The sequence below is a fragment of the Sabulicella rubraurantiaca genome, from assembly GCF_017355885.1.
GTDB lineage: Bacteria > Pseudomonadota > Alphaproteobacteria > Acetobacterales > Acetobacteraceae > Roseococcus > Roseococcus rubraurantiacus.
In genome coordinates this window covers 1-22,198 of sequence record NZ_JAFEUU010000011.1, presented here as the reverse complement: position 1 = coordinate 22,198, position 22,198 = coordinate 1, and the positions used below count along the sequence as shown (strand labels likewise).

Sequence of the window (22,198 nt, the reverse complement as noted above, 5' to 3'; positions counted from 1 at the left end):
TCCTGGCGTTAGGATGGCTGCGATGCGACCCCTCCTTCCCGCGATGATGCTCCTGGCCGCCGCGCCGGCCTTTGCTCAAGCCCCAGCGGAACTCGCGTCCCGCCTTCCGGCAGAGGCCGCCGGATGGCTGAAGCGCGGGGTCACGGACCTCGAATCGCGCCCCGGCGGTGCCGGGCTGGGCGCGGCGGCGGAATACCGCCCGCCTTCCGGCCCGGGCGTGGCGACGGTCTACCTGTATCGCCGGGCGACCACGGTGGAGGCCGAACTCGCCCGGACCCAGGAGGATATCCGCTCCCTGGGCGCTATGCGGCAATACACGGTGAGTGCGCCGCGCGAGTGGGGCTCGCTCCTCACCGGCGCGCGCTGCCTCGTGGCCGAGCAGCGCTTCGCGGGCGGTCAGGCGGCGGATACCTATGCCTGCGTGGGACAGTCCGCGGGTTGGACGGTGAAGCTGCGCGTGACCCTCCCTTCCGGGACCGAGGCTTCCGCCACCCTCCAGGCCCTGTCCCGCGCGGCCTATTCCGTTCTGTGAGGGCAGGGCGGCGAAAGCCGCCATGGACACCGCGTCCCGGCTGTGATTAACCCCCGCCACCCTGCCGCCGGCGTGGCACGCCCGCGGCTATGCCCGTTTGCGCGCCCTCATCCCGAGGGCCGCCAGGGCTGAGCATCCACAGGGAGACAGCATGCCGCTCTACGAATGCGTGTTCATCGCGCGCAACGACGTCACCCAGCAGCAGGTCGAGGCGATCGCCGAGTCCGTGGCCACCGTCATCGGCGAGGCTGGTGGCGAGGTAAAGAAGCGCGAATACTGGGGCCTGCGCGGCCTCGCCTATCGCGTGAAGAAGAACCGGAAGGGGCACTACATGCTCCTCGGCATCGAGGCGCCGCCCGCCGCGATGCAGGAGGTCGAGCGCCAGCTTGGCCTGAACGAGGACGTGCTGCGTGAGATGACCATCCGCATCGAGTCCATCAGCGACGAGCCCTCCGCCATCCTCGCCAAGCGCGGCGACGAGCGTGAGCGCGGCTTCCGCGGGCCGAAGCCCGCCGGGCGCTTCGCCTCGGGCCGTGGCGGTTCCCGCGGCGACGACCGCGAGGAGTTCCGCGCCCGCCCGCGGGACGAGATGGACATGAACCTGAACGAGGAGGTCTGAGAGCATGAGCGAGACCACCGCCGAACCGAACATCGCCAACCGCCGCGCGGCCGTCGGCGCCCGCCGGCCCTTCTACCGGCGCAAGAAGTCCTGCCCGTTCTCCGGCCCGAACGCGCCGAAGATCGACTACAAGGACGTGCGCCTCCTGTCTCGCTTCCTGAGCGAGCGCGGCAAGATCGTTCCGGCCCGGATCACCGCGGTCAGCGGCAAGAAGCAGCGTGAGCTGGCCCAGGCCATCAAGCGCGCCCGCTTCCTGGCCCTGCTGCCCTACGTGATCAACGACTGAGCAGGACCGGGTGGCGTGAGCGGCCACGGCACAGGGCAGGGCGGGGCTTCGGTCTCCGCCGCGACGCCGGCGGCTTTGGCCGCGGGCGCGTGCTCTGCGCTGTGCGCCCTCTGGGCCATGCGCGGCCTGCCGCTGGGCGGGGTGCTGCTCTGGGTCACGCCCCTGCCGCTGCTGCTGGCGGGGCTTGGCTTCGGGGCGCGCGCTGCCGCCTTCGCGGTGATCGTTGCCTCGCTGAGCCTCCTGCTGCTGAGCCCGTTGCTGGGCCTCGCCATCTACTTCTTCGCCTTCGGCTTGCCGGCGGCGCTGCTGGTGGGGGCGGCACAGCAGCCGGGACGGATGGACCTGGCCTTGCCTCTGGCCCTCTTGGGCATCTGGCCGGCCGCCATCGTCCTGGCCCTCGCGGCGCTGATCCCCGATCTTGAAGGGGCGATGCGCGAGGCAGTGGCGCTTGGCACGCAGCGCATGGGCGTGGCCCTGCCGGAAGGCATGGTCGAGCAGGTGGCGCGGGTGAAGGCGGCCGCGGCCGGGTTCTGGATGGCGCTGACCATGGTCGTGAACGGCCTGATCGCGCAGCGCATCCTGGAGCGCCGGGGGCTTGCCCTCCATTCCTCGCCGCCGGCGGAAACGCTGCGGGTGCCGGATTGGTACCTGTTGCTGCCGGGCCTGGCCCTCGGCGGGCTGCTCGCCGTGGGCGGGGCGGTGCCGCTGTCGGTGCTGCTGATCCTGCTGGTGCCCTTCCTGCTGCTCGGCGTGGCGGCGGTGCACCAGCGGCTGCGGGACCGGCCAGCGCGCATGGCGTTCCTGGTGGGCTTCTACCTGCTCATGCTCCTGTTCCTGCAAGTCATGGCCCCGCTGATGGTCGGCCTGGGCCTTTTCGAACAGATCCGGCGGCGCCGCGCGCCGCCCCCAACCTGATGCGAGACGTGTGATGATTGACCTGATTCTGATGCAGCGCGTGGAAAAGCTCGGCCAGATGGGCGAGTTGGTGAAGGTGAAGCCCGGCTACGCGCGCAACTTCCTCCTGCCCCAGGGCAAGGCGATCCGCGCCACCAAGGCGAACATCGCCAAGTTCGAGCAGGACCGTACCCAGCTCGAGGCACAGAACCTGAAGCGCCGCGAGGAGGCCGAGCGCGTGGCCGAGCGCATGGAGGGCCTGTCGGTCGTCCTGATCCGCTCCGCCGGCGAGAGCGGCAACCTCTACGGTTCCGTGTCCGCGCGCGACATCGCCGAGGGCTGCAAGGCCTCCGGCCTTACGGTCAGCCGCAGCCAGGTTCTGCTGGAGCAGCCGATCAAGATGCTCGGCCTGTCCACGGTGCGCGTGGAGCTGCACCCCGAGGTGCTGCTGCCGGTCACGGTGAACGTCGCCCGCTCCCCCGAAGAGGCGGAGAAGCAGGCCCGTGGCGAGGAGATCGTGCGCGAGGAGGAGATCACCCTCGAGGACGAGCTGGTCGCCGAGCTGGGCGCCGCGACGCGCGAGTGAGGAGCGGCCCCGGAAACGGGGCAACGCCCAAAAGGAAAGGGGGCCTTGCGGCCCCCTTTTTTTGTGCTCGCAGAAGCAAGGAGGAGGGGGCAAACCCCCTCCCGGTTGCGTCAGGCCGCCTTGGCCATGCCGCGCAGCACGTAGTGCAGGATGCCGCCGTTGCGGTAGTACTCGACCTCGTCGGCCGTATCCACGCGGCACTGCACCTCGGTCCGCACCACGGTGCCGTCAGCCCGCGTGATCACCAACTCCAGCATCATGCGGGGCTTCAGATCCTCGATGCCGAGGATGTCCACCACCTCGTCGCCGCGCAGCGACAGGGTGGAGCGGTTCTCGCCCTCGCGGAACACGAGCGGCAGCACGCCCATGCCGACGAGGTTGGAGCGGTGGATGCGCTCGAAGCTCTCCGCCACCACGGCCTTGATGCCGAGCAGGAAGGTGCCCTTCGCGGCCCAGTCGCGCGAGGAGCCCATGCCGTACTCCTTGCCGCCGAACACCACCAGCGGCACGCCCTCATTCTTGTAGCGCATCGCCACGTCATAGATCGGCGCCACGTCGCCCGAGGGGAAGTGCTGCGAGATGCCGCCCTCCGTGCCCGGGACCATCTCGTTCTTGATGCGGATATTGGCGAAGGTGCCCCGCATCATGACTTCGTGGTTGCCGCGGCGGGCGCCGTAGCTGTTGAAGTCGAAGGGCCGCACCTGGTGCTCGAGCAGGTATTCGCCCGCCGGGCTCACCTTGCGGATGTTGCCCGCCGGCGAGATGTGGTCCGTCGTGATGTTGTCGCCCAGCAGTGCCAGGACGCGCGCGCCGTTGATGGAGGAGAGCGGCTTCGTCTCCATCGTCATCCCCTCGAAGTATGGGGGGTTCTGGACGTAGGTGGAGCCGCCATTCCAGCGATAGGTGTCACTGCCCGCATCCACCTGGATCGCCCGCCACTGCTCCGTGCCGTTGAACACGTTGTCGTAGCGGTTCTTGAACATCTCCGGCGTCACGTTGCGGTGGACGATCTCTGCCACCTCCTGCTGGGAGGGCCAGATGTCCTTGAGCATGACGGGCTGCCCGTCGCTTCCCGTGCCGATCGGATCCTTGGCGAGGTCCAGCTTCACCGAGCCGGCGAGGGCATAGGCCACGACCAGCGGCGGGGAGGCGAGGTAGTTCGCGCGCACATTGGCGTGGACGCGGCCCTCGAAGTTGCGGTTGCCCGAGAGCACGGCCGAGACGACGAGCTTGTTGTCCTCGATCGCATCCACCATCGGGTCCGGCAACGGGCCGGAATTGCCGATGCAGGTGGTGCAGCCATAGCCGACGGTCTGGAAGCCCAGCGCGTCGAGGTCGGGCTGCAGCCCCGCGGAGTCCAGGTAGTCCGTCACCACCTGGGAGCCAGGGGCCAGGGAGGTCTTCACCCAGGGCTTCGGCTTCAGCCCCTTCTGCCGCGCCTTGCGGGCGACGAGGCCGGCAGCCACCAGCACATAGGGGTTGGAGGTGTTGGTGCAGGAGGTGATGGCGGCGATCACCACGTCCCCGTGGCCGAGTTCGTAGTTCGCGCCTTCCACCGGCACGCGCAGCTCGGCCTGGTCACCCGGCACGCCCATGGCGCCCGCCGCGAGGTCCTTCTTGAAGGAGGGGCCGACGGAGCCCAGCGCGATCCGGTCCTGCGGCCGCTTCGGCCCGGCGAGCGACGGCTCGACGGTGGCGAGGTCGAGCTCCAGCGTGTCGGTGAAGACCGGGTCAGGGGTGTTGGCGTCGCGCCACATGCCCTGGGCCTTGTGGTACTCGCGGACCAGGTTGACGCGGTGCGGGTCGCGGCCGGACAGGCGCAGGTAGTCCAGCGTGATCTCGTCCACCGGGAAGAAGCCGCAGGTCGCACCGTATTCGGGCGCCATGTTGGCGATGGTGGCGCGATCCGCGAGCGGCATGGAGTCGAGGCCGGGGCCGAAGAACTCGACGAAGCGGCCGACCACGCCCTTCTTGCGCAGCATCTGCGTCACGGTCAGCGCCAGGTCGGTGGTCGTTACCCCCTCGCGCAGCTTGCCCTGGACGCGGAAGCCGATCACGTCCGGGATCAGCATGGCGATGGGCTGGCCCAGCATGGCCGCCTCGGCCTCAATGCCGCCCACGCCCCAGCCCAGCACGCCCATGCCGTTGATCATGGTGGTGTGGCTGTCCGTGCCGTAGCAGGAATCCGGGTAGGCGTAGGTCTCGCCATCCTCGGCGCTGGTCCAGACCACCTGGCCCAGATACTCCAGGTTCACCTGGTGGCAGATGCCGGCGCCGGGCGGGACAACGCGGAAGTTCTGGAACGCGTCCTGGCCCCAGCGCAGGAACTCATAGCGCTCGCCGTTGCGCTCGAACTCGATCTCGACGTTCTTGGTCATGGCCTGGGCGGAGCCGGCCACATCCACCATCACCGAGTGGTCGATCACGAGGTCCACCGGGACCAGCGGGTTCACCTTGGAAGGGTTGCCGCCCAGCTTGATGATGCCGTCGCGCATGGCGGCGAGGTCCACCACGGCGGGGACGCCCGTGAAGTCCTGCATCAGGATGCGCGCGGGGCGGAAGGGCACTTCCTTGTCGGACATGCCCTGCTTCACCCACTCCGCGATCGAGCGCGCGTCGTTCACGGTGTAGGAGCGGCCGTTCTCGAAGCGCAGCACGTTCTCGAGCAGGACCTTCAGCGAGAAGGGCAGGCGAGACACGTCGCCGATCTCCTTCGCCGCCTCGGGCAGGCTGAAATACTGATAGGTCTTGCCGTCAACATTGAGCTGGCGGCGGGTTTTGAGCGTGTCCTGCCCGATCATGCGCATCTGAAGTGTCCCCACTCTTGCGCCCCGCCTTTAAGCATGGCGAAGCTTCATGGTCCATTGGCCCCCGGGCCGTGAGGGCAACCATCCCCAAGGCATCGGAGGCGCGCCTGCTGCAAGCGGAAGACTTGGCCTGTTGGCGCGCAGAGCGCCTCGTCTTCGCAGGCATCAGCTTCGCCCTCGCCCCCGGGGAGGCTGCATTGCTCACCGGGGCGAACGGGGCCGGCAAGTCATCGCTGCTGCGGGTCCTGGCCGGGTTGGTCCCGCCGGCCGAGGGACGGGTGCTCTGGCAGGGCGAGGATGCCCTGGCCGACCGTCCGTCCCACGGTGCCCGGCTGCGATACCTCGGCCACCAGGATGCGCTGAAGCCCAGCCTCTCCGCGCGGGAGAATCTTGCCCTCTTCGCCCGGCTGCATGGAGGAGATGTGGGGATGGCGCTGGCGGCGCTCAACCTCGCGCCGCTTGCGGAGCTTCCGGCGCGGGTCCTCTCCTCCGGCCAGAAGCGCCGCCTCGCCCTGGCGCGGCTGGCGCTGGCGCCCGCGCCACTCTGGCTGCTGGACGAGCCGACCGTTGGGCTGGACTCCGATTCCGTGGCGCTGCTCGGCCCGTTGCTGGCAGCGCACCGGGAGAGGGGCGGAATCGTCCTCGCCGCGACGCACCTGCCGCTGCCGCTGCCGGATGCGCGGGAGATCCGGCTGTGATCCCGCTTCTGGCCCGCGAGCTTCGCCTGGCCCTGCGGCACCCGGCGGACACGCTCTCGGCCGTGCTGTTCTTCGTGCTGGTTTCGGCGCTGTTTCCCTTTGGCGTGGGGCCGTCGCCTGAGCTGCTGGCGCGGCTGGCACCCGGCGCGCTGCTGGCGGCCGCGCTGCTGGCGGCGCTGCTGCCGCTTGACCGGCTCTTCGGCGCCGATGCGGAGGACGGGATGCTGGACCAGCTTCTCCTGTCCGGTCTGCACCCGGCGCAGCTGGCGGCGGTGAAGGCGCTGGCGCATTGGCTGACCACCGGCCTGCCCCTTGTCGCGGCCACGCCGGTGGCGGCCGCACTGCTCAACCTTCCGGTCGAGGCTTGGGGCACGGCCGCCCTGTCCCTGTCCCTGGCTTCTGGGCTGCTTTCGGCGCTGGGAACGGCGGGGGCGGCGCTCACCCTGGGCGCGCGGCGCGGCGGGGTGCTCCTTCCCCTGCTGGTCCTACCACTGGCCATCCCCGTCGTCATCTTCGGCGCCGCGGCAATCGAGGCCGCGGTCAGCGGGCTGGAAGCACGACCCTTCCTGCTGCTGGAGGCGGCGCTGCTCGCCCTGGCCCTTCCCTTGGCGCCCCTTGCGGCAGGCGCGGCGCTGCGGAGCGACTGAAGGCAGAGCTCAGCCCGGGCGGCGGGCCGCCATCATGTAGTTGACCGCCATGTCCCGCGTGACCGCGAAGCCCCCGCCCAGGCGCGGGGACAACCCGGCGGTGTCCTCCACGACCAGCCCGGCGCCGCGCAGCAGCCCGGCCAGTTCCGCCGGGCGAGGGAAGAGCCGCCAGTCATGCGTACCGCGCGGGAGCCAACGCAGAAGGTACTCGGCGCCGAGCTTGGCGGTCACCCAGGCCCGCGGCGTCCGGTTCAGGGTCGAAAGGATCACGGCCCCGCCCGGCCGCACCAGCCGGGCCAGCGAGGCGCAGAAGAGGGCGCGTTCGGCCGGCGGCACGTGCTCCACCACCTCCAGGGCAAGCACGGCGTCGAAGCTCCCGCCCTCCAGATCCTCGGGCCGGCCATCCATATAGTTGATCGTAAGCCCGCCCTCCGCCGCATGGCGCCGCGCCGCTTCCAGCGCCGCCCCGGCCGCGTCCAGCCCGGTGACGGTGGCGCCACGCCGGGCGAGCCATTCCGAGGCAAGCCCCGCCCCGCAGCCGACATCCAGAACCCGCAGCCCCTCCAGGCGGCCCAGCCGCGCGGCCGCCCAGCCCATGCGGGCCGGATTCATGGCATGAAGCGGTGCCATCGGGCCACGCGGGTCCCACCAATCCTGCGCAAGGGCATCGAACTTGGCGATTTCCCCGGGGGCGGCGGTGGTGCCCCTGTTGCCCGTCTCGGTCATGCCCGGTATCTGACCCGCCCGGAAAGCGCCCGCAAGGTTCGGGCTGCCCGCCCAGGAACCGCAATGTCCCGTATCGTGATGAAGTTCGGCGGAACCTCCGTCGCCGATCTCGACCGCATCCGCAACGTCGCCGCCCGCGTGAAGCGCGAGGTGGATGCGGGGCATCAGGTCGCCGTGGTGGTGTCGGCCATGGCCGGGACGACGAACCAGCTGGTCAAATGGTGCCAGGACCTGTCGCCGCTGCATGATGCGCGCGAATACGACACGGTCGTCGCGACGGGCGAGCAGGTGACGATCGGCCTCACCGCCATCGCGCTCCAGGCCATCGGGGTCGAGGCACGGTCCTGGCAGGGCTGGCAGGTGCCGATCCGCACGGACAACGCCCATGGCAAGGCCCGCGTCGAGGAGATCGACGGGGCCGAGCTGATTGCCCGGATGGAGCAGGGGCAGGTGCCGGTCGTGGCCGGGTTCCAGGGCATCGAGCCGGTGCGGAACCGCGTGACCACGCTGGGCCGCGGTGGCTCGGACCTGTCGGCGGTGGCGCTGGCGGCCGCTCTGAAGGCCGATCGCTGTGACATCTATACGGACGTGGACGGCGTTTACACGACGGACCCGCGCATCGTGCCGCGCGCCCGCAAGCTGGAGCGCATCTCCTACGAGGAGATGCTGGAACTGGCTTCCGTCGGCGCCAAGGTTCTGCAGACCCGTAGCGTCGAGCTGGCCATGAAGGCCCGCGTGCGCGTGCAGGTGCTATCTTCCTTCGAGGACAAGCCAGGCTCCCTGGTCGTGGATGAGGACGAGATCATGGAGAAGCCGATCGTTTCCGGCATCGCCTATTCGCGGGATGAGGCGAAGGTGACGCTGCGCCGCGTCCCGGACCGGCCGGGCGTCGCCGCCCGCGTCTTCGGCCCGCTCTCCGAGGCCAACGTCAACGTCGACATGATCGTCCAGAACGTGGGCGCCGACGGCACCACGGACATGACCTTCACCGTTGGCAAGGCGGACCTGCCTCGCGCCCGCGACATCCTTGAGAAGGCGAAGGCAGAGGTTGGGTTCGAGACGCTTCTGGCCGACGACAACGTCGCCAAGATCAGCGTCGTGGGCATCGGCATGCGAACCCATGCCGGCGTCGCCTCCTCCATGTTCGGGGCGCTCGCCGAGAAGGGCATCAACATCCAGGTGATCTCCACCAGCGAGATCAAGGTCAGCGTGCTGGTGCCGGCCGAATACACCGAGCTCGCGGTGCGCGCCCTGCATACGGCCTATGGGCTGGACGCCTGAATCGGATGGACGTGTCTGTTTCCCCGCCTGAGGCAGCCTTCGCGCAGCTGGACCGGCTGATGGCGCGCGGCGCGGCCTTCTTCGGCAGCCGCTACGCGCTGCTCGGCGGCGCCATGTCCTGGGTGAGCGAGCGCAACCTCGTCGCCGCGCTTTCCAATGCCGGAGCCTTCGGCGTCATCGCCTGCGGCGCGATGGAGCCGCCGCGCCTCGCCGAAGAGATCGCGGGGACCCAGGCCCTGACCTCCCGGCCCTTCGGCGTGAACCTCATCACCATGCACCCGCGGCTGGAGCAGCTGGTGGATGTGTGCCTGGAGGCCAAGGTCAGCCACATTGTCTTCGCGGGCGGCATCCCGCCCGGCGCGGCGCTGAAGCGCGCCAAGGAAGGCGGGGCAAAGGTGGTGTGCTTCGCCCCGGCACTGGCGCTGGCGAAGAAGCTGGTCCGCTCCGGCGCCGACGCGCTCGTGATCGAGGGCAGCGAGGCGGGCGGGCATATCGGCCCGGTTTCCCTGAACGTGCTGGCGCAGGAGATCCTGCCGCATGTCACCGAGGTGCCGGTCTTCGTCGCCGGCGGCATCGGTCGTGGCGAGGCCATTCTCTCTTATCTGGAGATGGGAGCGGCGGGGGCGCAGATCGGCACCCGCTTCGTCTGCGCGACGGAATGCATCGCCCACCCGAACTTCAAGCGCGCCTTCATCCGCGGCGCGGCCCGCGACGCCCTGCCTACCATCCAGCTGGATGAGCGCTTCCCGGTCATCCCCGTGCGCGCCCTGCAGAACGAGGGCACCAAGCGCTTCATGGAGCACCAGGCCGCCGTATTGACGCGGTTCCGCGCAGGAGAGCTGACCAAGGAGGAGGCACAGCTCGACATCGAGCATTTCTGGGCGGGCGCGCTGCGCCGGGCCGTGATCGATGGCGACGTGGAGAATGGCTCGCTGATGGCCGGGCAGAGCGTCGGCATGGTGACCCGCGAGCAACCCGCCGCAGAGATCGTGGCCGAGCTGGTGGAGCAGGCCGCCGCGGCGCTGGCCCTGCGCGGCCCCGGGCGCTAAACCACCGTCGTGTTCGACAACGTCAAGCGCTTCTCCAGGACCCAGGAAACCCTGGCGGTGGATGCCGCCCGGCTGGGCGACGAGCTGCGCGAGGCGCGGGAGGCCATGGGCACCACCCTGGAGGACATGGCCCGCCATCTCCGCATCCGTCGCGTCTACCTGACGGCGCTGGAGGAGGGGCGGCTGAAGGATCTGCCTCCCCCGGCCTATACGCTGGGTTTCGTGCGCAACTATGCAGCCGCGCTGGGCCTCGATGCGGCGGAGATGGTGCGCCGCTTCCGGGATGTCGCCACCGGCGCGACCAGCCCTAAGACCGCCCTGGTCTTTCCAGAGCCGGTGCCCGAGCGCGGCTTCCCGGCCGGGGTGACGATCCTGGCCGGCGCGGCGCTGCTCATCGGCTCCTATGTCGCCTGGTATAGCTGGAGTGGAACTGGCGAACGCTCGGTGGATACCGTGCTCCCGGTGCCCGCCCGGCTGGAATCCGCTTCTCGCGATGGCGAGGCGTTGCGCCCGCCGCAGGCTCCCGCCGCCGTTCCGCCGGCGCAACCTCCCTCCCAGGCGACGCCAAGCCTACCGCCGCTTCCCGTGCCGGTGCAGGTGCCGGTCCAGGTCCCGGCATCGCAGCCCCCTGCCTCGTCCGCAGCCTCGGCGGCGCTTCCGGCCGATGGCAGCCGCATCGTGCTGCGCTTCAAGGGCGAGGCCTGGACCCAAATCCGCGACTCCCGCAATGGTCAGTTGCTCCTCAACCAGGTGATGCGGGCTGGGGAAAGCTTCTCGGTGCCGAACCGGGAGGGGCTGACCCTCACCACCGGAAGCGCGCAGAACATGGAGATCGTGGTGGACGGGCAGGTTTCCCCAGCGCTGTCCAGCGCCACGGGGGTTCGCCGCAACATTGCCCTGGTGCCCGACCAGCTTCGCAACCCGCCCGCCCAGGCTCCGCGGCCCCAGCCCGCCTCCCCACGGCAGTAACACAGGCGTCACGCGGCCCGGGCTTTGGGCCGGCCCCCTGGGGCGCTATATGGGCGAGAGCACGCCGAGGGTCCTTCATGAGCTACCGTCCCTACCAGCACATCGAGCGCCGGAAGTCCCGCCAGATCCGGGTGGGGAAGGTTCTGGTTGGCGGGGACGCGCCGGTCAGCGTGCAGACCATGACCAACACGCTGACCAGCGACGCGGCTGCCACAATCGCGCAGATCCGCCGCTGCGAGCTGGCAGGCGTGGACATCGTCCGCGTCTCCTGCCCCGACGAGGAAAGCACCGCCGCGCTCGCCGAGATCGTGCGGGAGGTGAACGTGCCCATCGTGGCCGACATTCATTTCCACTACCGCCGCGCCATCGAGGCCGCCAAGGCCGGCGCCGCCTGCCTCCGCATCAATCCGGGCAATATCGGCTCGCCCGAGCGGGTGAAGGAGGTGGTGAAGGCCGCGAAGGACCATGGCTGCTCCATCCGGATCGGCGTGAACGCGGGCAGCCTGGAGCGGCACCTGCTGGAGAAGTATGGCGAGCCGAACCCGGATGCGCTGGTGGAAAGCGCGCTCTGGCACGCCGACCACCTGCTCCAGAACGATTTCCACGAGTTCAAGATCAGCGTGAAGGCGAGCGACGTGTTCCTCGCCGTCGCGGCCTACCAGCAACTGGCCGAGGCCTGCGACCATCCGCTGCATATCGGCGTGACGGAGGCGGGCGGCCGCCGCACCGGCACCGTGAAGAGCGCCATCGGCCTGGGCAACCTCCTCTGGGCCGGCATCGGCGACACGATCCGCGTCTCGCTCTCCACTGCGCCGGAGGAGGAGGTGCATGTGGGCTGGGAGATCCTGAAGTCCCTGCACATCCGCCATCGCGGCGTTAAGATCGTCTCCTGCCCGTCCTGCGCGCGCCAGGGCTTCGACGTGGTGAAGACGGTGGCAATGCTGGAGGAGCGGCTGGCCCATATCGAACAGCCCGTCACCCTCTCCATTATCGGCTGCGTCGTGAATGGCCCGGGCGAGGCGCTGATGACCGATATCGGCCTGACCGGCGGCGGCGCCGACAAGCACATGGTCTATGCCAGCGGCAAGACCAGTCACCAGACTACCACGGAGGAGATGGTGGAGCACCTGGTCGGGCTGGTGGAGAAGCGCGCTGCCCTGCTGAAGGCCGAGGCCGACGCCAAGAAGGCCGCCGAGGCCGCCGTCCTGGCGGCGGAGTAGCTTCCGGGCCGGGCGGGGCGATGCTATCCGCCCCGCATCATGGCCACCAAGCTCCAGCCCGTCCGCGGCACGCATGACCTCATCGGCGAGGGATTCCGCCGGCATCATCGCGTGATCAAAACGGCGCGCCGCATCAGCGCGCTCTGGGGCTTCGAGGAATGGGCGACGCCGATCTTCGAGGATACCCGCGTCTTCTCACGCGGCCTGGGCGAGACCTCCGACGTCGTCTCCAAGGAGATGTATTCCTTCGAGGATCGCGGCGGGGAGAGCATCACCCTACGGCCGGAGATGACGGCGGGCATCTGCCGCGCCCTGGTATCCAACGGCCTCGCGCAATCGGTGCCGCTCAAGGTCTTCGCCGCCGGCCCGGTCTTCCGCTACGAGCGGCCGCAGGCCGGGCGCCAGCGCCAGTTCCACCAGATCGACCTGGAAATCCTCGGCTCGGCCGAGCCGCTGGCGGATGCGGAGGTGATCGCCTGCGGCTGGCACATCCAGCGCGAACTGGGCATCAGCCAGGGCGTGACGCTGGAGGTGAACACGCTCGGCGACACGCCCAGCCGCGACGCCTACCGCGCCGCGCTGATCGCGCATTTCACTGCGCACCGGGAGGCGCTGAGCGAGGACAGCCAGCGCCGGCTGGAGAAGAACCCGCTCCGAATCATCGACAGCAAGGATGCGAAGGACCGCGCCCTGGTCGCCGAGGCGCCGACCATCGAGCCCTTCCTGACCGATGAGGCGCGTGCCCACTGGGACGCGCTGCGCCGGCACCTCGACGCCTTCGGCGTGCCCTTTCGCGAGAATCCGCGCATCGTCCGTGGCCTGGACTACTACAGCCACACTGCCTTCGAGTTCGTGACCGACCGGCTCGGCGCGCAGGGCACGGTGATGGGTGGCGGCCGCTACAACGGTCTCGTGGAGGAGATGGGCGGCCCGGCCACGCCCTCCGTCGGCTGGGGCGCGGGGGTGGAGCGCTTGGCCATGCTGCTGGAGGCAGGCGGGCTGACGCCGAAGGCGCCACACCTCGTGCATGTCATTCCTGTCTCCCCTGCGGAGGAGACGGCGGCGCTCCGCGTGGCCGGCGCTCTGCGCGAGGCCGGCATCGCGACGGAGATGGGGCACAAGGGCAATCTGAAGCGCCGCATGGAGCGCGCCAACAAGGCCGGCGCCCGCGCCGCCATCATCCTCGGCGAGACCGAGGTGGCGCGCGGCATCGCCCAGCTTCGCGACCTGGATGCGGGCACGCAGGAGGAGGTGGCGCTGGACGGGCTCGCGACGCGCCTCGCCCGATGAGCCTTCCCGCCAGCCTGGACCGCATGATGGAGCGGGCGGCGGAGCTGCGCACCATGCTGGAGACGGCAGATGGCGGGCAGATCGGCGCCCTCTCCAAGGAACTCTCCACCCTCGACCCGCTGGTCGAGAAGGTGTCCGAGTACAAGGCACTGGAGGCCAGCCGCGAGGAGGCCGAGGCCCTTCTCGCCGATCCCGAGATGCGGGAGCTGGCGGAGGCGGAGTTGCAGGAGGCGAAGTCGCGCCTGCCGGCACTGGAGCGCGAGATCCGTCTCATGCTGCTGCCGCGGGACGTCGCGGACGAGAAGAGCGCCATCCTGGAAATCCGCCCCGCCGCAGGCGGCGACGAGGCCGGGCTCTTCGCGGCGGAGCTGTTCCGTGCCTACCAGCGCTACGCCGAAACGCGCGGCTGGCGCTTCACCGTGCTCGACTATGACGAGAGCGAGCTTGGCGGCGTGAAGGGGGCGGTGGCCGAGATCGAAGGGCAGGGTGTCTTCGCCCGGCTGAAATTCGAAAGCGGCGTCCATCGCGTCCAGCGCGTCCCGGCCACGGAGACCCAGGGCCGCATCCACACTTCCACCGTCACCGTCGCGGTGCTGCCCCAGGCCGAGGAGGTGGACGTGCGCGTGGAGGAGAAGGACCTCCGCATCGACACCTACCGCGCTTCGGGCGCCGGCGGTCAGCACGTCAACAAGACCGACAGCGCGGTGCGGATCACCCACCTGCCGACCGGCATCGTCGTGGCGATGCAGGAGGAGAAGTCGCAGCATAAGAACCGCGCCAAGGCGATGAAGGTGCTGCGCGCGCGGCTCTTCGACGCGCAGCGCCAGGCACTGGACTCCGCCCGCGCGGCGGACCGCAAGGGGCAGGTCGGTACCGGCGACCGGAGCGAGCGCATCCGTACCTACAACTTCCCGCAGGGACGGGTCACCGACCACCGCATCGGCCTCACGCTGCACAAGGTGGACCGGGTGATGATGGGCGAGATGGACGAGATCCTCGACGCCCTGATCAGCGAGGACGAGGCTGCGCGGCTGGCAGCGGCCGGCGAATGACGATCGGCCGCCTGCTCTGCGAGGCGGGCGCCGCTCTCCGGCAGGCTGGGATCGCCGAGGCGCGGCTGGAGGCCCGTCTGCTCCTTTCCCACGCGCTGGGCGTTTCGCGCGAGGCCCTGCTGCGCGATGCGGATCGCACGGTGGAGGCGGAGAAGGAGGTGCAATTCCGGGACATGCTGCGCCGCCGCTGCGCGCGGGAGCCCCTGGCCCTCATCACCGGGCACACCGGGTTCTGGACCCTCGACCTGGAGGTGAGTCCCGACACGCTGATCCCGCGCCCCGATTCGGAGGCGGTAGTGCGGCTGGCCCTCGCCCTTGCGCCCAATCCTGCACGCATCCTGGACCTGGGCACGGGGACGGGCTGCCTGCTTCTCGCCGTCCTGGCCGAGCGGATGGGGGCCTGGGGCGTCGGGCTGGACCTCCGGGCAGGGGCGGCGGCGGTGGCCCGGCGCAATGCCGAACGGAACGGGTTGGCTGGGCGCTGCGTGACCCTCGCGGGGGATTGGGGGGCGGCTCTGGCCGGCCAGTTCGACCTCCTCCTGTCCAACCCGCCTTATATAGAGAGCGAAGCGGTCGCGGAGTTGATGCCCGAGGTGGCGCGCTTCGAGCCCGGCTCCGCACTGGATGGCGGCGCGGATGGACTCGACGCCTACCGGGCGCTTCTCGCCGACCTTCCTCGCCTCCTGACGCCGGGCGGCGTGGCGGTGCTGGAGGTGGGAATGGGCCAAGCGGAGCCGGTTCGTGCCCTGGGAGAGGGGAAGGGACTCATTTTCCTGGCCCAGGAAGCGGATTTCGGCGGGATTCCGCGGGCCGTGGCCTTCAAGGCCATTGGCGAAACCCCGCAGACTTACTAATATCTAGGTGTCGGCAGGGTCCGTGGGATCGGCCGGCGAGCCTTCCATGCCGGGATGCCCAGGGCGCCGGCGCGGTAGGACAGCACGGACTCCGTGCGCCGGGCTGGGCCCGCCTCACGGAACTGAACAGCAGAAGCACGACAGCGAAATGAACATGAAGCGCATGCGCCGTGGCCACCGCCACGGCGGCGGGGGTGGCGGCGGGTTCCGGCACAGTGGCGGCGGCAACAACGGCAACCAGCCGCTGAACCGCAACCACGTCTTCGACTCCAGCGGCCCGGATGTGCGGCTGCGCGGCACCGCGCAGCAGCTTTTCGAGAAGTACCTGCAGCTGGGCCGCGACGCGACCAGCGGCGGCGACCGCGTGGCAGCGGAAGGCTACTTCCAGCATGCGGAGCATTATTTCCGCATCCTGGGCGCCATGAACGCGGCCCAGGCGCAGCAGCAGGAGCGCCGCTTCCGCGACAATGCCGGCGAGGCTTCTGCGCAGGATGCGCCCGCCGAAGGCAATGGCGACGGGCTGCATCCCCTCGAAGCCGAACTGGCCGGCGAGGCGCAGTCCCTGCCCATGCCGCGCCTGCCCGGCGCCCCGGCCGAGGAGCCGGCTGCCGAGCGTTGAGGCTTGACCCCCGGCCGGCGCGGGCGCAGCCTGATCCGACCTGGGGGAGCCCCGACAAGGGCTGAGAGTTCGCTACCGTCGCGAAGACCCCTCGAACCTGAACCGGATCATGCCGGCGGAGGGAAGGAGAGGGGTCGCCCCACGCGTCCCGTTTCGACCAACGCCGCATGGCGCATCGAAGCGAGGAACGCCATGCCAGACACTTTGCCCCCAATCACGCCGGAAGTGACGACCGGCCCATTGCCGGGATCGCGCAAGATCTTCGTCCCCGGCAGCCTCCATCCCTGTCTGCGCGTGGCCATGCGCGAAGTGGCGGTCGGTGGTGGCGAGGCGCCGCTGCCCCTCTACGACACCTCCGGCCCCTACACGGATCCGGCGGCGCGGATCGACATCCGCGCCGGGCTCCCCGCCCTGCGCGCGGCCTGGATCGAGGGGCGCGGCGATGTGGAGACTGTCGAGCCCCGCCCCTGGCGCCCCGAGGATGACGGGCTGAAGCCCGGCGAGCGGCCCAAGGTGCCGCTCTTCGACCGGACCGGCCGGCAGGTGCTGCGTGCCCAGCGCGGACGCGCTGTCACCCAGCTGGCCTATGCGCGCGCCGGGATCATCACGCCGGAGATGGAATACGTCGCCATCCGCGAGAACCAGAAGCGCGAGGCGGCCGGCATTCGTGATGGCGAGAGCTTCGGCGCCAGCATTCCCGACGTGGTGACGCCGGAATTCGTGCGCTCCGAGATCGCGCGCGGCCGCGCCATCATCCCGGCCAACGTGAACCATCCCGAGATCGAGCCGATGATCATCGGCCGCAACTTCCTGGTGAAGGTGAACGCCAATATCGGCAACAGCGCCGTCGCCTCCTCCGTCGCGGAGGAGGTGGAGAAGCTGGTCTGGGCGATTCGCTGGGGCGCCGACACGGTGATGGACCTTTCCACCGGCCGGCATATCCACGCGACGCGCGAATGGATCCTGCGCAACTCGCCCGTGCCGATCGGCACCGTGCCGATCTACCAGGCGCTGGAAAAGGTGGGCGGCAAGGCCGAGGACCTCTCCTGGGAAATCTTCCGCGACACGCTGATCGAGCAGGCGGAGCAGGGGGTGGACTATTTCACCATCCATGCCGGCGTGCGGCTCGCGCATATCCCGCTCACCGCCGGGCGCGTCACCGGCATCGTGTCGCGCGGCGGCTCCATCATGGCGAAGTGGTGCCTCGCGCATCACCGTGAGAACTTCCTCCATGAGCGCTTCGGCGAGATCTGCGAGATCATGCGCGCCTATGACGTGTCCTTCTCCCTCGGGGACGGGCTGCGCCCCGGTTCCATCGCCGACGCCAACGACGCCGCGCAATTCGCCGAGCTGGAGACGCTTGGCGAGCTGACGCGCATCGCCTGGGACCAGGACGTGCAGGTCATGGTGGAGGGGCCGGGCCACGTCCCCATGCACAAGATCAAGGAGAACATGGACCGCCAGCTGGAAGCCTGCGGCGAGGCGCCCTTCTACACGCTCGGGCCACTCACGACCGATGTCGCGCCCGGCTACGACCACATCACCAGCGGCATCGGCGCGGCGATGATCGGCTGGTTCGGCTGCGCCATGCTCTGCTACGTCACGCCGAAGGAGCATCTGGGGCTGCCGGACCGCGACGACGTGAAGACCGGCGTCATCACCTATCGCATCGCGGCCCATGCGGCGGATCTCGCCAAGGGGCATCCGGGCGCGCGGGCCCATGACGACGCCCTGTCCCGCGCGCGCTTCGCCTTCCGCTGGCGCGACCAGTTCCACCTGGGCCTCGACCCCGAGACGGCGGAGCGCTTCCACGACGAGACCCTGCCGGCCGAGGGCGCCAAGGTGGCGCATTTCTGCTCGATGTGCGGGCCGAAATTCTGCTCGATGAAGATCAGCCAGGAGGTGCAGGACGCTGCCGCCGCCATGCAGGCGAAGGCGGAGGAGTTCCGCAACTCCGGCAGCAGCCTCTATCTGCCCGTCAAGCCGGAGTGAGCGGTTCGAGGGCGTCGCCGACAGCGACGGTGCCGCCCTCGAGCACCTCGGCCTGGACGCCCAGGTCGATGTGGCCGAAGGCCTTGCGGAGCTCGCGGGGCGGGTTGGCGTCGCGCTCCGCTGTATCGGGGTTCACCTCGGTCGCGGCGCAGCGGACGATGCGCTTCCAGACGCGCAGCTTTGCGCGGCCCAGCATGATCTCCTGACCCATAAGGTCGAAATCCGCCCATTCTGCCCCGCCCGCCACGTAGAAATTCGCGCGGAAACGCAGCGGATGCAGCCGCATCCCGTGCGCCCGCTCCAGCGCGGCCAGCGAGGCGAGCGAGATGATGGACACCGACTTCTCCGGGATGTCGGTGAAGTTGTGGCCCTTGCCTTCCACAAGACGCAGCGACCCGCGTGCCTCCTCGCCCATGAATTCGGTGATGAAGCGTTCGGCAGCCGCACGGCCCTCCAGCGTGGAAAGATTCGCGACGAGCGGCTCTCCCTCTGGCGGGCGGATCAGCCAGATGCGGGTGGCCGGGTCGTAGGCGGTGTGAAGCTTGGCGATGCGCGCATTGGCGGCGAGGCAGGCGAAGTTGGTCTTCCGCATCCACACGGGCGTGTCCGGATCGAGCGGCGCGTCGCCCTGCGCCAGAGCGAAGACACGGTCATGTGGCAGGCATTGGCCAGGCTGGAGCGTGACCTCTTCCAGCGCCTCGGCAGAGAACCCTTTCACTGGGTAACGGTAGATGTGCTCGACGCGCATGGCTTTGGACCCAAATCCCCTTGAAACCCCTGTGACCTTGTTACCACACTCTGCAGTGACGCGCTGCCCATTCGGGGGCGCGTTCTCTCGTCGCCTCAAGGAGGGACAGGAATGGATATTGAGAAGTTCACTGAGCGCGCCCGTGGTTTCCTCCAGGCCGCGCAGACTGTCGCAATTCGCGACTACCACCAGCGACTCACGCCCGAACACCTGCTGAAGGCCCTGCTCGACGACGAGCAAGGGGCCGCAAGTGGCCTGATTTCCGCCGCCGGGGGCGACCCGGCTGCCGTGCGAGCCGCCAATGACCGCGAAATCGCGCGCATCCCTGCTGTGCAGGGCAGCGGCGCCGGCCAGCCGCAGGCGACGCCCGAGCTGGTGCGCGCGCTGGACGCCGCGCAGCAGGCCGCCACCAAGGCGCGCGACGCCTATGTGGCGCAGGATCGGCTGCTGCAGGGTCTCGCCACCGTGGACAGCCCGGCTGCCAGGGCGCTCAAGGCTGGCCGCGTGACAGCTGAGGCGCTGGAGAAGGCCATCGCCCATCTGCGGAAGGGCCGTCGTGTGGACGCGCCCAATGCGGAGGAAAGCTTCGACGCGCTGAAGAAATACGCCCGCGACATCACCGAGGCGGCGCGCAACGGCAAGCTCGACCCCGTGATCGGCCGCGACGAGGAGATCCGCCGCGCCATCCAGGTCCTCGCCCGCCGCACCAAGAACAACCCGGTGCTGATCGGCGAGCCGGGTGTGGGCAAGACCGCCATCGTCGAGGGTCTGGCGCTGCGCGTGGCCAAGGGCGATGTGCCCGAGGCGCTGAAGGACAAGCGCGTCATGTCGCTCGACCTCGGTGCCATGGTGGCCGGCGCGAAGTATCGCGGCGAGTTCGAGGAGCGGCTGAAGGGCGTGCTGAAGGAGGTGGAGGAGGCGACCGGCCAGGTTATCCTCTTCATCGACGAGCTGCACACGCTGATCGGCGCGGGCAAGGCGGAGGGGGCGATGGATGCCTCCAACCTGCTGAAGCCCGCCCTGGCGCGCGGCGAGCTGCACTGCATCGGCGCCACCACGCTCGATGAATATCGCAAGCACATCGAGAAGGACGCAGCCCTGGCGCGTCGCTTCCAGCCCGTCTTCGTCGGCGAGCCGAGCGTGGAGGACACGATCTCCATCCTACGCGGCATCCGCGAAAAGTATGAGCTGCACCACGGCGTGCGGATCAACGACTCCGCCCTGGTGGCCGCCGCGACGCTGAGCAACCGCTACATCACCGACCGCTTCCTGCCCGACAAGGCCATCGACCTGATGGACGAGGCGGCGAGCCGGTTGCGGATGCAGGTGGACAGCAAGCCCGAGGAGTTGGACGAGCTCGACCGGCGACTCCTGCAGCTCAAGATCGAGCGCGAGGCGCTGAAACGCGAGGAGGACGAGGCTTCCCGCGAGCGGCTCAGCCGGCTGGAGCGTGAGCTTTCCGAGCTGGAGGAGCGATCCTCGGCCATGACCGCCACCTGGGAGGCGGAGAAGGGCAAGGTCGTCGAGAGCCAGAAGCTGAAGGAGCAGCTGGATCACGCCCGCACCGAGCAGGAACTGGCCGAGCGGCGCGGCGACCTGAACAAGGCGGCCGAGCTGCGCTACGGCACCATTCCCACGCTGGAGAAGAAGCTGGCCGAGGCCGCCGACGGTGGCGCGCGGCTGGTGAACGAGGCGGTCACGGAGGAGAGCATCGCCGCGGTGGTGAGCCGCTGGACCGGCGTGCCGGTCGAGAAGATGCTCGAGGGCGAGCGCGCCAAGCTGTTGCGCATGGAGGACGAGCTGCGCCGCCGCGTGGTGGGGCAGGAAGAGGCCCTGACCGCGGTCAGCAAGGCTGTCCGTCGCGCCAGGGCTGGGTTACAGGATCCGAACCGTCCCATCGGTTCCTTCCTGTTCCTGGGCCCGACCGGTGTCGGCAAGACGGAGCTGGTGAAGGCCCTGGCCTCGTTCCTGTTCGACGACGACCGCGCCATGACCCGCATCGACATGAGCGAGTTCATGGAAAAGCACGCCGTCTCACGTCTGATCGGCGCGCCTCCGGGCTACGTGGGCTATGAGGAGGGCGGCACGCTGACGGAGGCGGTGCGCCGGCGCCCCTACCAGGTCATCCTCTTTGACGAGGTCGAGAAGGCTCACGAGGACGTGTTCAACGTCCTGCTTCAGGTACTGGACGATGGGCGGCTGACGGACGGGCAGGGGCGGACGGTCGATTTCCGCAACACCATCATCGTTCTGACCAGCAACCTGGGCGCCCAGGCCATTGCCGACCTTCCCGACGGGGCAGAGACGGAGCAGGCGCGGCCGGCCGTGATGCGGGCGGTGCGCGAGCGGTTCCGGCCCGAGTTCCTGAACCGGTTGGACGAGATGGTCCTGTTCCGTCGCCTGGCCCGCGAGGACATGGGCAGCATCGTCCGGATCCAGATGGCGCGGCTTGTCGCCCTGCTGGAGGATCGGAAGATCGCCATCGAGCTTACGCCGGAGGCCGAGGGCTGGCTGGCTGAGGCGGGCTACGACCCGGTCTATGGGGCACGTCCGCTGAAGCGCGTCATCCAGCGCAACCTGCAGGACAAGCTTGCCGAGGAGATCCTCGCGGGCGAGGTCCGGGGCGGCCAGAAGGTGGTCGTGTCCGTGGAGGACGGAGAGCTAACGCTCTCCGTTCAGGACTGACCGACGCAGAAGTGGTGTCGCAGGCCTGTCATGCGCCTGTAACATGCAAAGCCGTTTGACAGTTCTGCGTGCGAGGCCTAGATACCCCCCACGCCGCTGATGGTTCCTGAGGGTTCTGGAAGCGGGGTGGGGTTGAGGTGGTTGACGGGCGCTGATGGTGCTCTTAGATTGCTTCCCCTGGTTTTCCTGCCGGTGACATGGTGGGGTTGGGATGGGCGCCCTGACTGGGTTGGGGTGTTGATCCTGCGTTGTTTGACAGTTGCATCTGTTGTGCAGTGATGTGTTTGCGTGTTCTGGTGATTTGAAGCGGTGCGGCTGAGGCTGGCTGCTTTGGGTGATCGGTTCGGCGGTGATCGGGATGCGTGGTTGGCGCTGCCTGGGTTTTGGCCTGGGTTGGTGTTGATGCGTGCCGGTTGGCTGGGCTGGGACCTGGGGCTGGTTGGTGGCTTGGTTGGCGCTGCGGTTTATTCAGGATTGGTGGGTTGGTCTGTTCCGTGCGGCTTTGGCTGCGGGGGATGGATGATGAACCTGAGAGTTTGATCCTGGCTCAGAGCGAACGCTGGCGGAATGCTTAACACATGCAAGTCGCACGGGCCTTTCGGGGTCAGTGGCGGACGGGTGAGTAACGCGTAGGAATGTGTCCT

General features: G+C 69.3%; 20 protein-coding genes, 1 rRNA gene and 1 riboswitch. Of the genes, 18 read left to right on the top strand and 3 right to left on the bottom strand.

Annotated elements, in window-relative coordinates; all coding sequences use genetic code 11:
- Positions 1-22 precede the first annotated feature (22 nt).
- From JTJ31_RS17415 to rplI, 5 genes are all read left to right on the top strand, one after another.
- Complete coding sequence (locus JTJ31_RS17415) at positions 23-532, top strand: hypothetical protein (protein WP_207540007.1); 510 nt, start codon at positions 23-25, stop codon at positions 530-532.
- A 151-nt stretch (positions 533-683) separates the two neighbouring features.
- Entirely contained in the window at positions 684-1,151 is a 468-nt protein-coding gene (rpsF, locus tag JTJ31_RS17410) for a 30S ribosomal protein S6 (RefSeq protein WP_207540005.1), read from the top strand.
- Between the two features lie 4 nt (positions 1,152-1,155).
- A complete protein-coding gene (gene rpsR, locus JTJ31_RS17405; RefSeq protein WP_207540004.1) occupies positions 1,156-1,437 on the top strand; it encodes a 30S ribosomal protein S18 in 282 nt (93 codons plus the stop codon).
- A gap of 15 nt (positions 1,438-1,452) precedes the next feature.
- Complete coding sequence (locus JTJ31_RS17400; protein WP_207540003.1) at positions 1,453-2,352, top strand: hypothetical protein; 900 nt, start codon at positions 1,453-1,455, stop codon at positions 2,350-2,352.
- 13 nt (positions 2,353-2,365) lie between these two features.
- Positions 2,366-2,917 (top strand): 50S ribosomal protein L9, encoded by a 552-nt coding sequence (gene rplI / locus JTJ31_RS17395; RefSeq protein ID WP_207540001.1) that lies wholly within the window; start codon positions 2,366-2,368, stop codon positions 2,915-2,917.
- A gap of 110 nt (positions 2,918-3,027) precedes the next feature.
- Here rplI and acnA read toward each other — a convergent pair whose 3' ends face one another.
- Positions 3,028-5,724: an aconitate hydratase AcnA gene (acnA, locus tag JTJ31_RS17390; protein WP_207540000.1), complete on the bottom strand. Its 2,697-nt coding sequence runs from the start codon at positions 5,722-5,724 to the stop codon at positions 3,028-3,030.
- A 107-nt stretch (positions 5,725-5,831) separates the two neighbouring features.
- On the opposite strand from acnA, the gene ccmA reads away from it, so the two are divergent.
- The gene (ccmA, locus tag JTJ31_RS17385) at positions 5,832-6,422 is read left to right on the top strand and encodes a heme ABC exporter ATP-binding protein CcmA (RefSeq protein ID WP_207540101.1); all 591 of its coding nucleotides are present in this window, start codon (positions 5,832-5,834) and stop codon (positions 6,420-6,422) included.
- On the top strand, positions 6,419-7,069 hold the full coding sequence (gene ccmB / locus JTJ31_RS17380; protein ID WP_207539999.1) for a heme exporter protein CcmB: 651 nt from the start codon (positions 6,419-6,421) through the stop codon (positions 7,067-7,069). Before ccmA ends, ccmB begins: the two co-directional genes overlap by 4 nt.
- A 9-nt stretch (positions 7,070-7,078) precedes the next feature.
- Here the strand turns inward: ccmB and ubiG are convergent, their stop codons facing one another.
- Positions 7,079-7,795: a bifunctional 2-polyprenyl-6-hydroxyphenol methylase/3-demethylubiquinol 3-O-methyltransferase UbiG gene (gene ubiG / locus JTJ31_RS17375; RefSeq protein WP_207539998.1), complete on the bottom strand. Its 717-nt coding sequence runs from the start codon at positions 7,793-7,795 to the stop codon at positions 7,079-7,081.
- Positions 7,796-7,858: 63 nt separating this feature from the next.
- Here ubiG and JTJ31_RS17370 point away from each other — a divergent pair, with 63 nt between their 5' ends.
- The 9 genes from JTJ31_RS17370 to thiC all read left to right on the top strand — a co-directional run bounded on the left by JTJ31_RS17370 (position 7,859) and on the right by thiC (position 18,121).
- Complete coding sequence (locus JTJ31_RS17370; protein ID WP_207539997.1) at positions 7,859-9,076, top strand: aspartate kinase; 1,218 nt, start codon at positions 7,859-7,861, stop codon at positions 9,074-9,076.
- Between the two features lie 5 nt (positions 9,077-9,081).
- Positions 9,082-10,125 (top strand): NAD(P)H-dependent flavin oxidoreductase, encoded by a 1,044-nt coding sequence (locus JTJ31_RS17365; RefSeq protein WP_207539996.1) that lies wholly within the window; start codon positions 9,082-9,084, stop codon positions 10,123-10,125.
- Between the two features lie 9 nt (positions 10,126-10,134).
- Entirely contained in the window at positions 10,135-11,094 is a 960-nt protein-coding gene (locus JTJ31_RS17360) for a helix-turn-helix domain-containing protein (protein ID WP_207539995.1), read from the top strand.
- A 77-nt stretch (positions 11,095-11,171) separates the two neighbouring features.
- The gene (gene ispG / locus JTJ31_RS17355) at positions 11,172-12,314 is read left to right on the top strand and encodes a flavodoxin-dependent (E)-4-hydroxy-3-methylbut-2-enyl-diphosphate synthase (RefSeq protein WP_207539993.1); all 1,143 of its coding nucleotides are present in this window, start codon (positions 11,172-11,174) and stop codon (positions 12,312-12,314) included.
- 39 nt (positions 12,315-12,353) lie between these two features.
- Entirely contained in the window at positions 12,354-13,604 is a 1,251-nt protein-coding gene (gene hisS, locus JTJ31_RS17350) for a histidine--tRNA ligase (protein ID WP_207539992.1), read from the top strand.
- A complete protein-coding gene (gene prfA, locus JTJ31_RS17345; protein ID WP_207539991.1) occupies positions 13,601-14,656 on the top strand; it encodes a peptide chain release factor 1 in 1,056 nt (351 codons plus the stop codon). The genes hisS and prfA overlap by 4 nt, the downstream gene beginning before the upstream one ends.
- Positions 14,653-15,510, top strand: coding sequence for a peptide chain release factor N(5)-glutamine methyltransferase (prmC, locus tag JTJ31_RS17340; protein ID WP_207539990.1), 858 nt, complete (start codon positions 14,653-14,655; stop codon positions 15,508-15,510). Before prfA ends, prmC begins: the two co-directional genes overlap by 4 nt.
- Before the next feature lie 154 nt (positions 15,511-15,664).
- Positions 15,665-16,129 carry a DUF4167 domain-containing protein gene (locus tag JTJ31_RS17335; RefSeq protein WP_408015429.1) on the top strand — a complete coding sequence of 155 codons (465 nt, stop codon included), beginning with the start codon at positions 15,665-15,667 and terminating at the stop codon, positions 16,127-16,129.
- Between the two features lie 32 nt (positions 16,130-16,161).
- Positions 16,162-16,270: riboswitch (TPP riboswitch) on the top strand.
- Between the two features lie 51 nt (positions 16,271-16,321).
- A complete protein-coding gene (gene thiC, locus JTJ31_RS17330) occupies positions 16,322-18,121 on the top strand; it encodes a phosphomethylpyrimidine synthase ThiC (RefSeq protein ID WP_207539987.1) in 1,800 nt (599 codons plus the stop codon).
- Here the strand turns inward: thiC and JTJ31_RS17325 are convergent.
- Positions 18,108-18,869, bottom strand: a complete 762-nt coding sequence (locus tag JTJ31_RS17325; protein WP_207539986.1) for an MOSC domain-containing protein — start codon at positions 18,867-18,869, stop codon at positions 18,108-18,110. The two genes, thiC and JTJ31_RS17325, sit on opposite strands and share 14 nt — an antisense overlap.
- A 111-nt stretch (positions 18,870-18,980) precedes the next feature.
- On the opposite strand from JTJ31_RS17325, the gene clpB reads away from it, so the two are divergent.
- Both clpB and JTJ31_RS17315 read left to right on the top strand, forming a co-directional pair.
- Complete coding sequence (clpB, locus tag JTJ31_RS17320; protein ID WP_207539985.1) at positions 18,981-21,554, top strand: ATP-dependent chaperone ClpB; 2,574 nt, start codon at positions 18,981-18,983, stop codon at positions 21,552-21,554.
- A gap of 524 nt (positions 21,555-22,078) precedes the next feature.
- Positions 22,079-22,198 (top strand): 16S ribosomal RNA (locus tag JTJ31_RS17315); the annotation flags it as partial.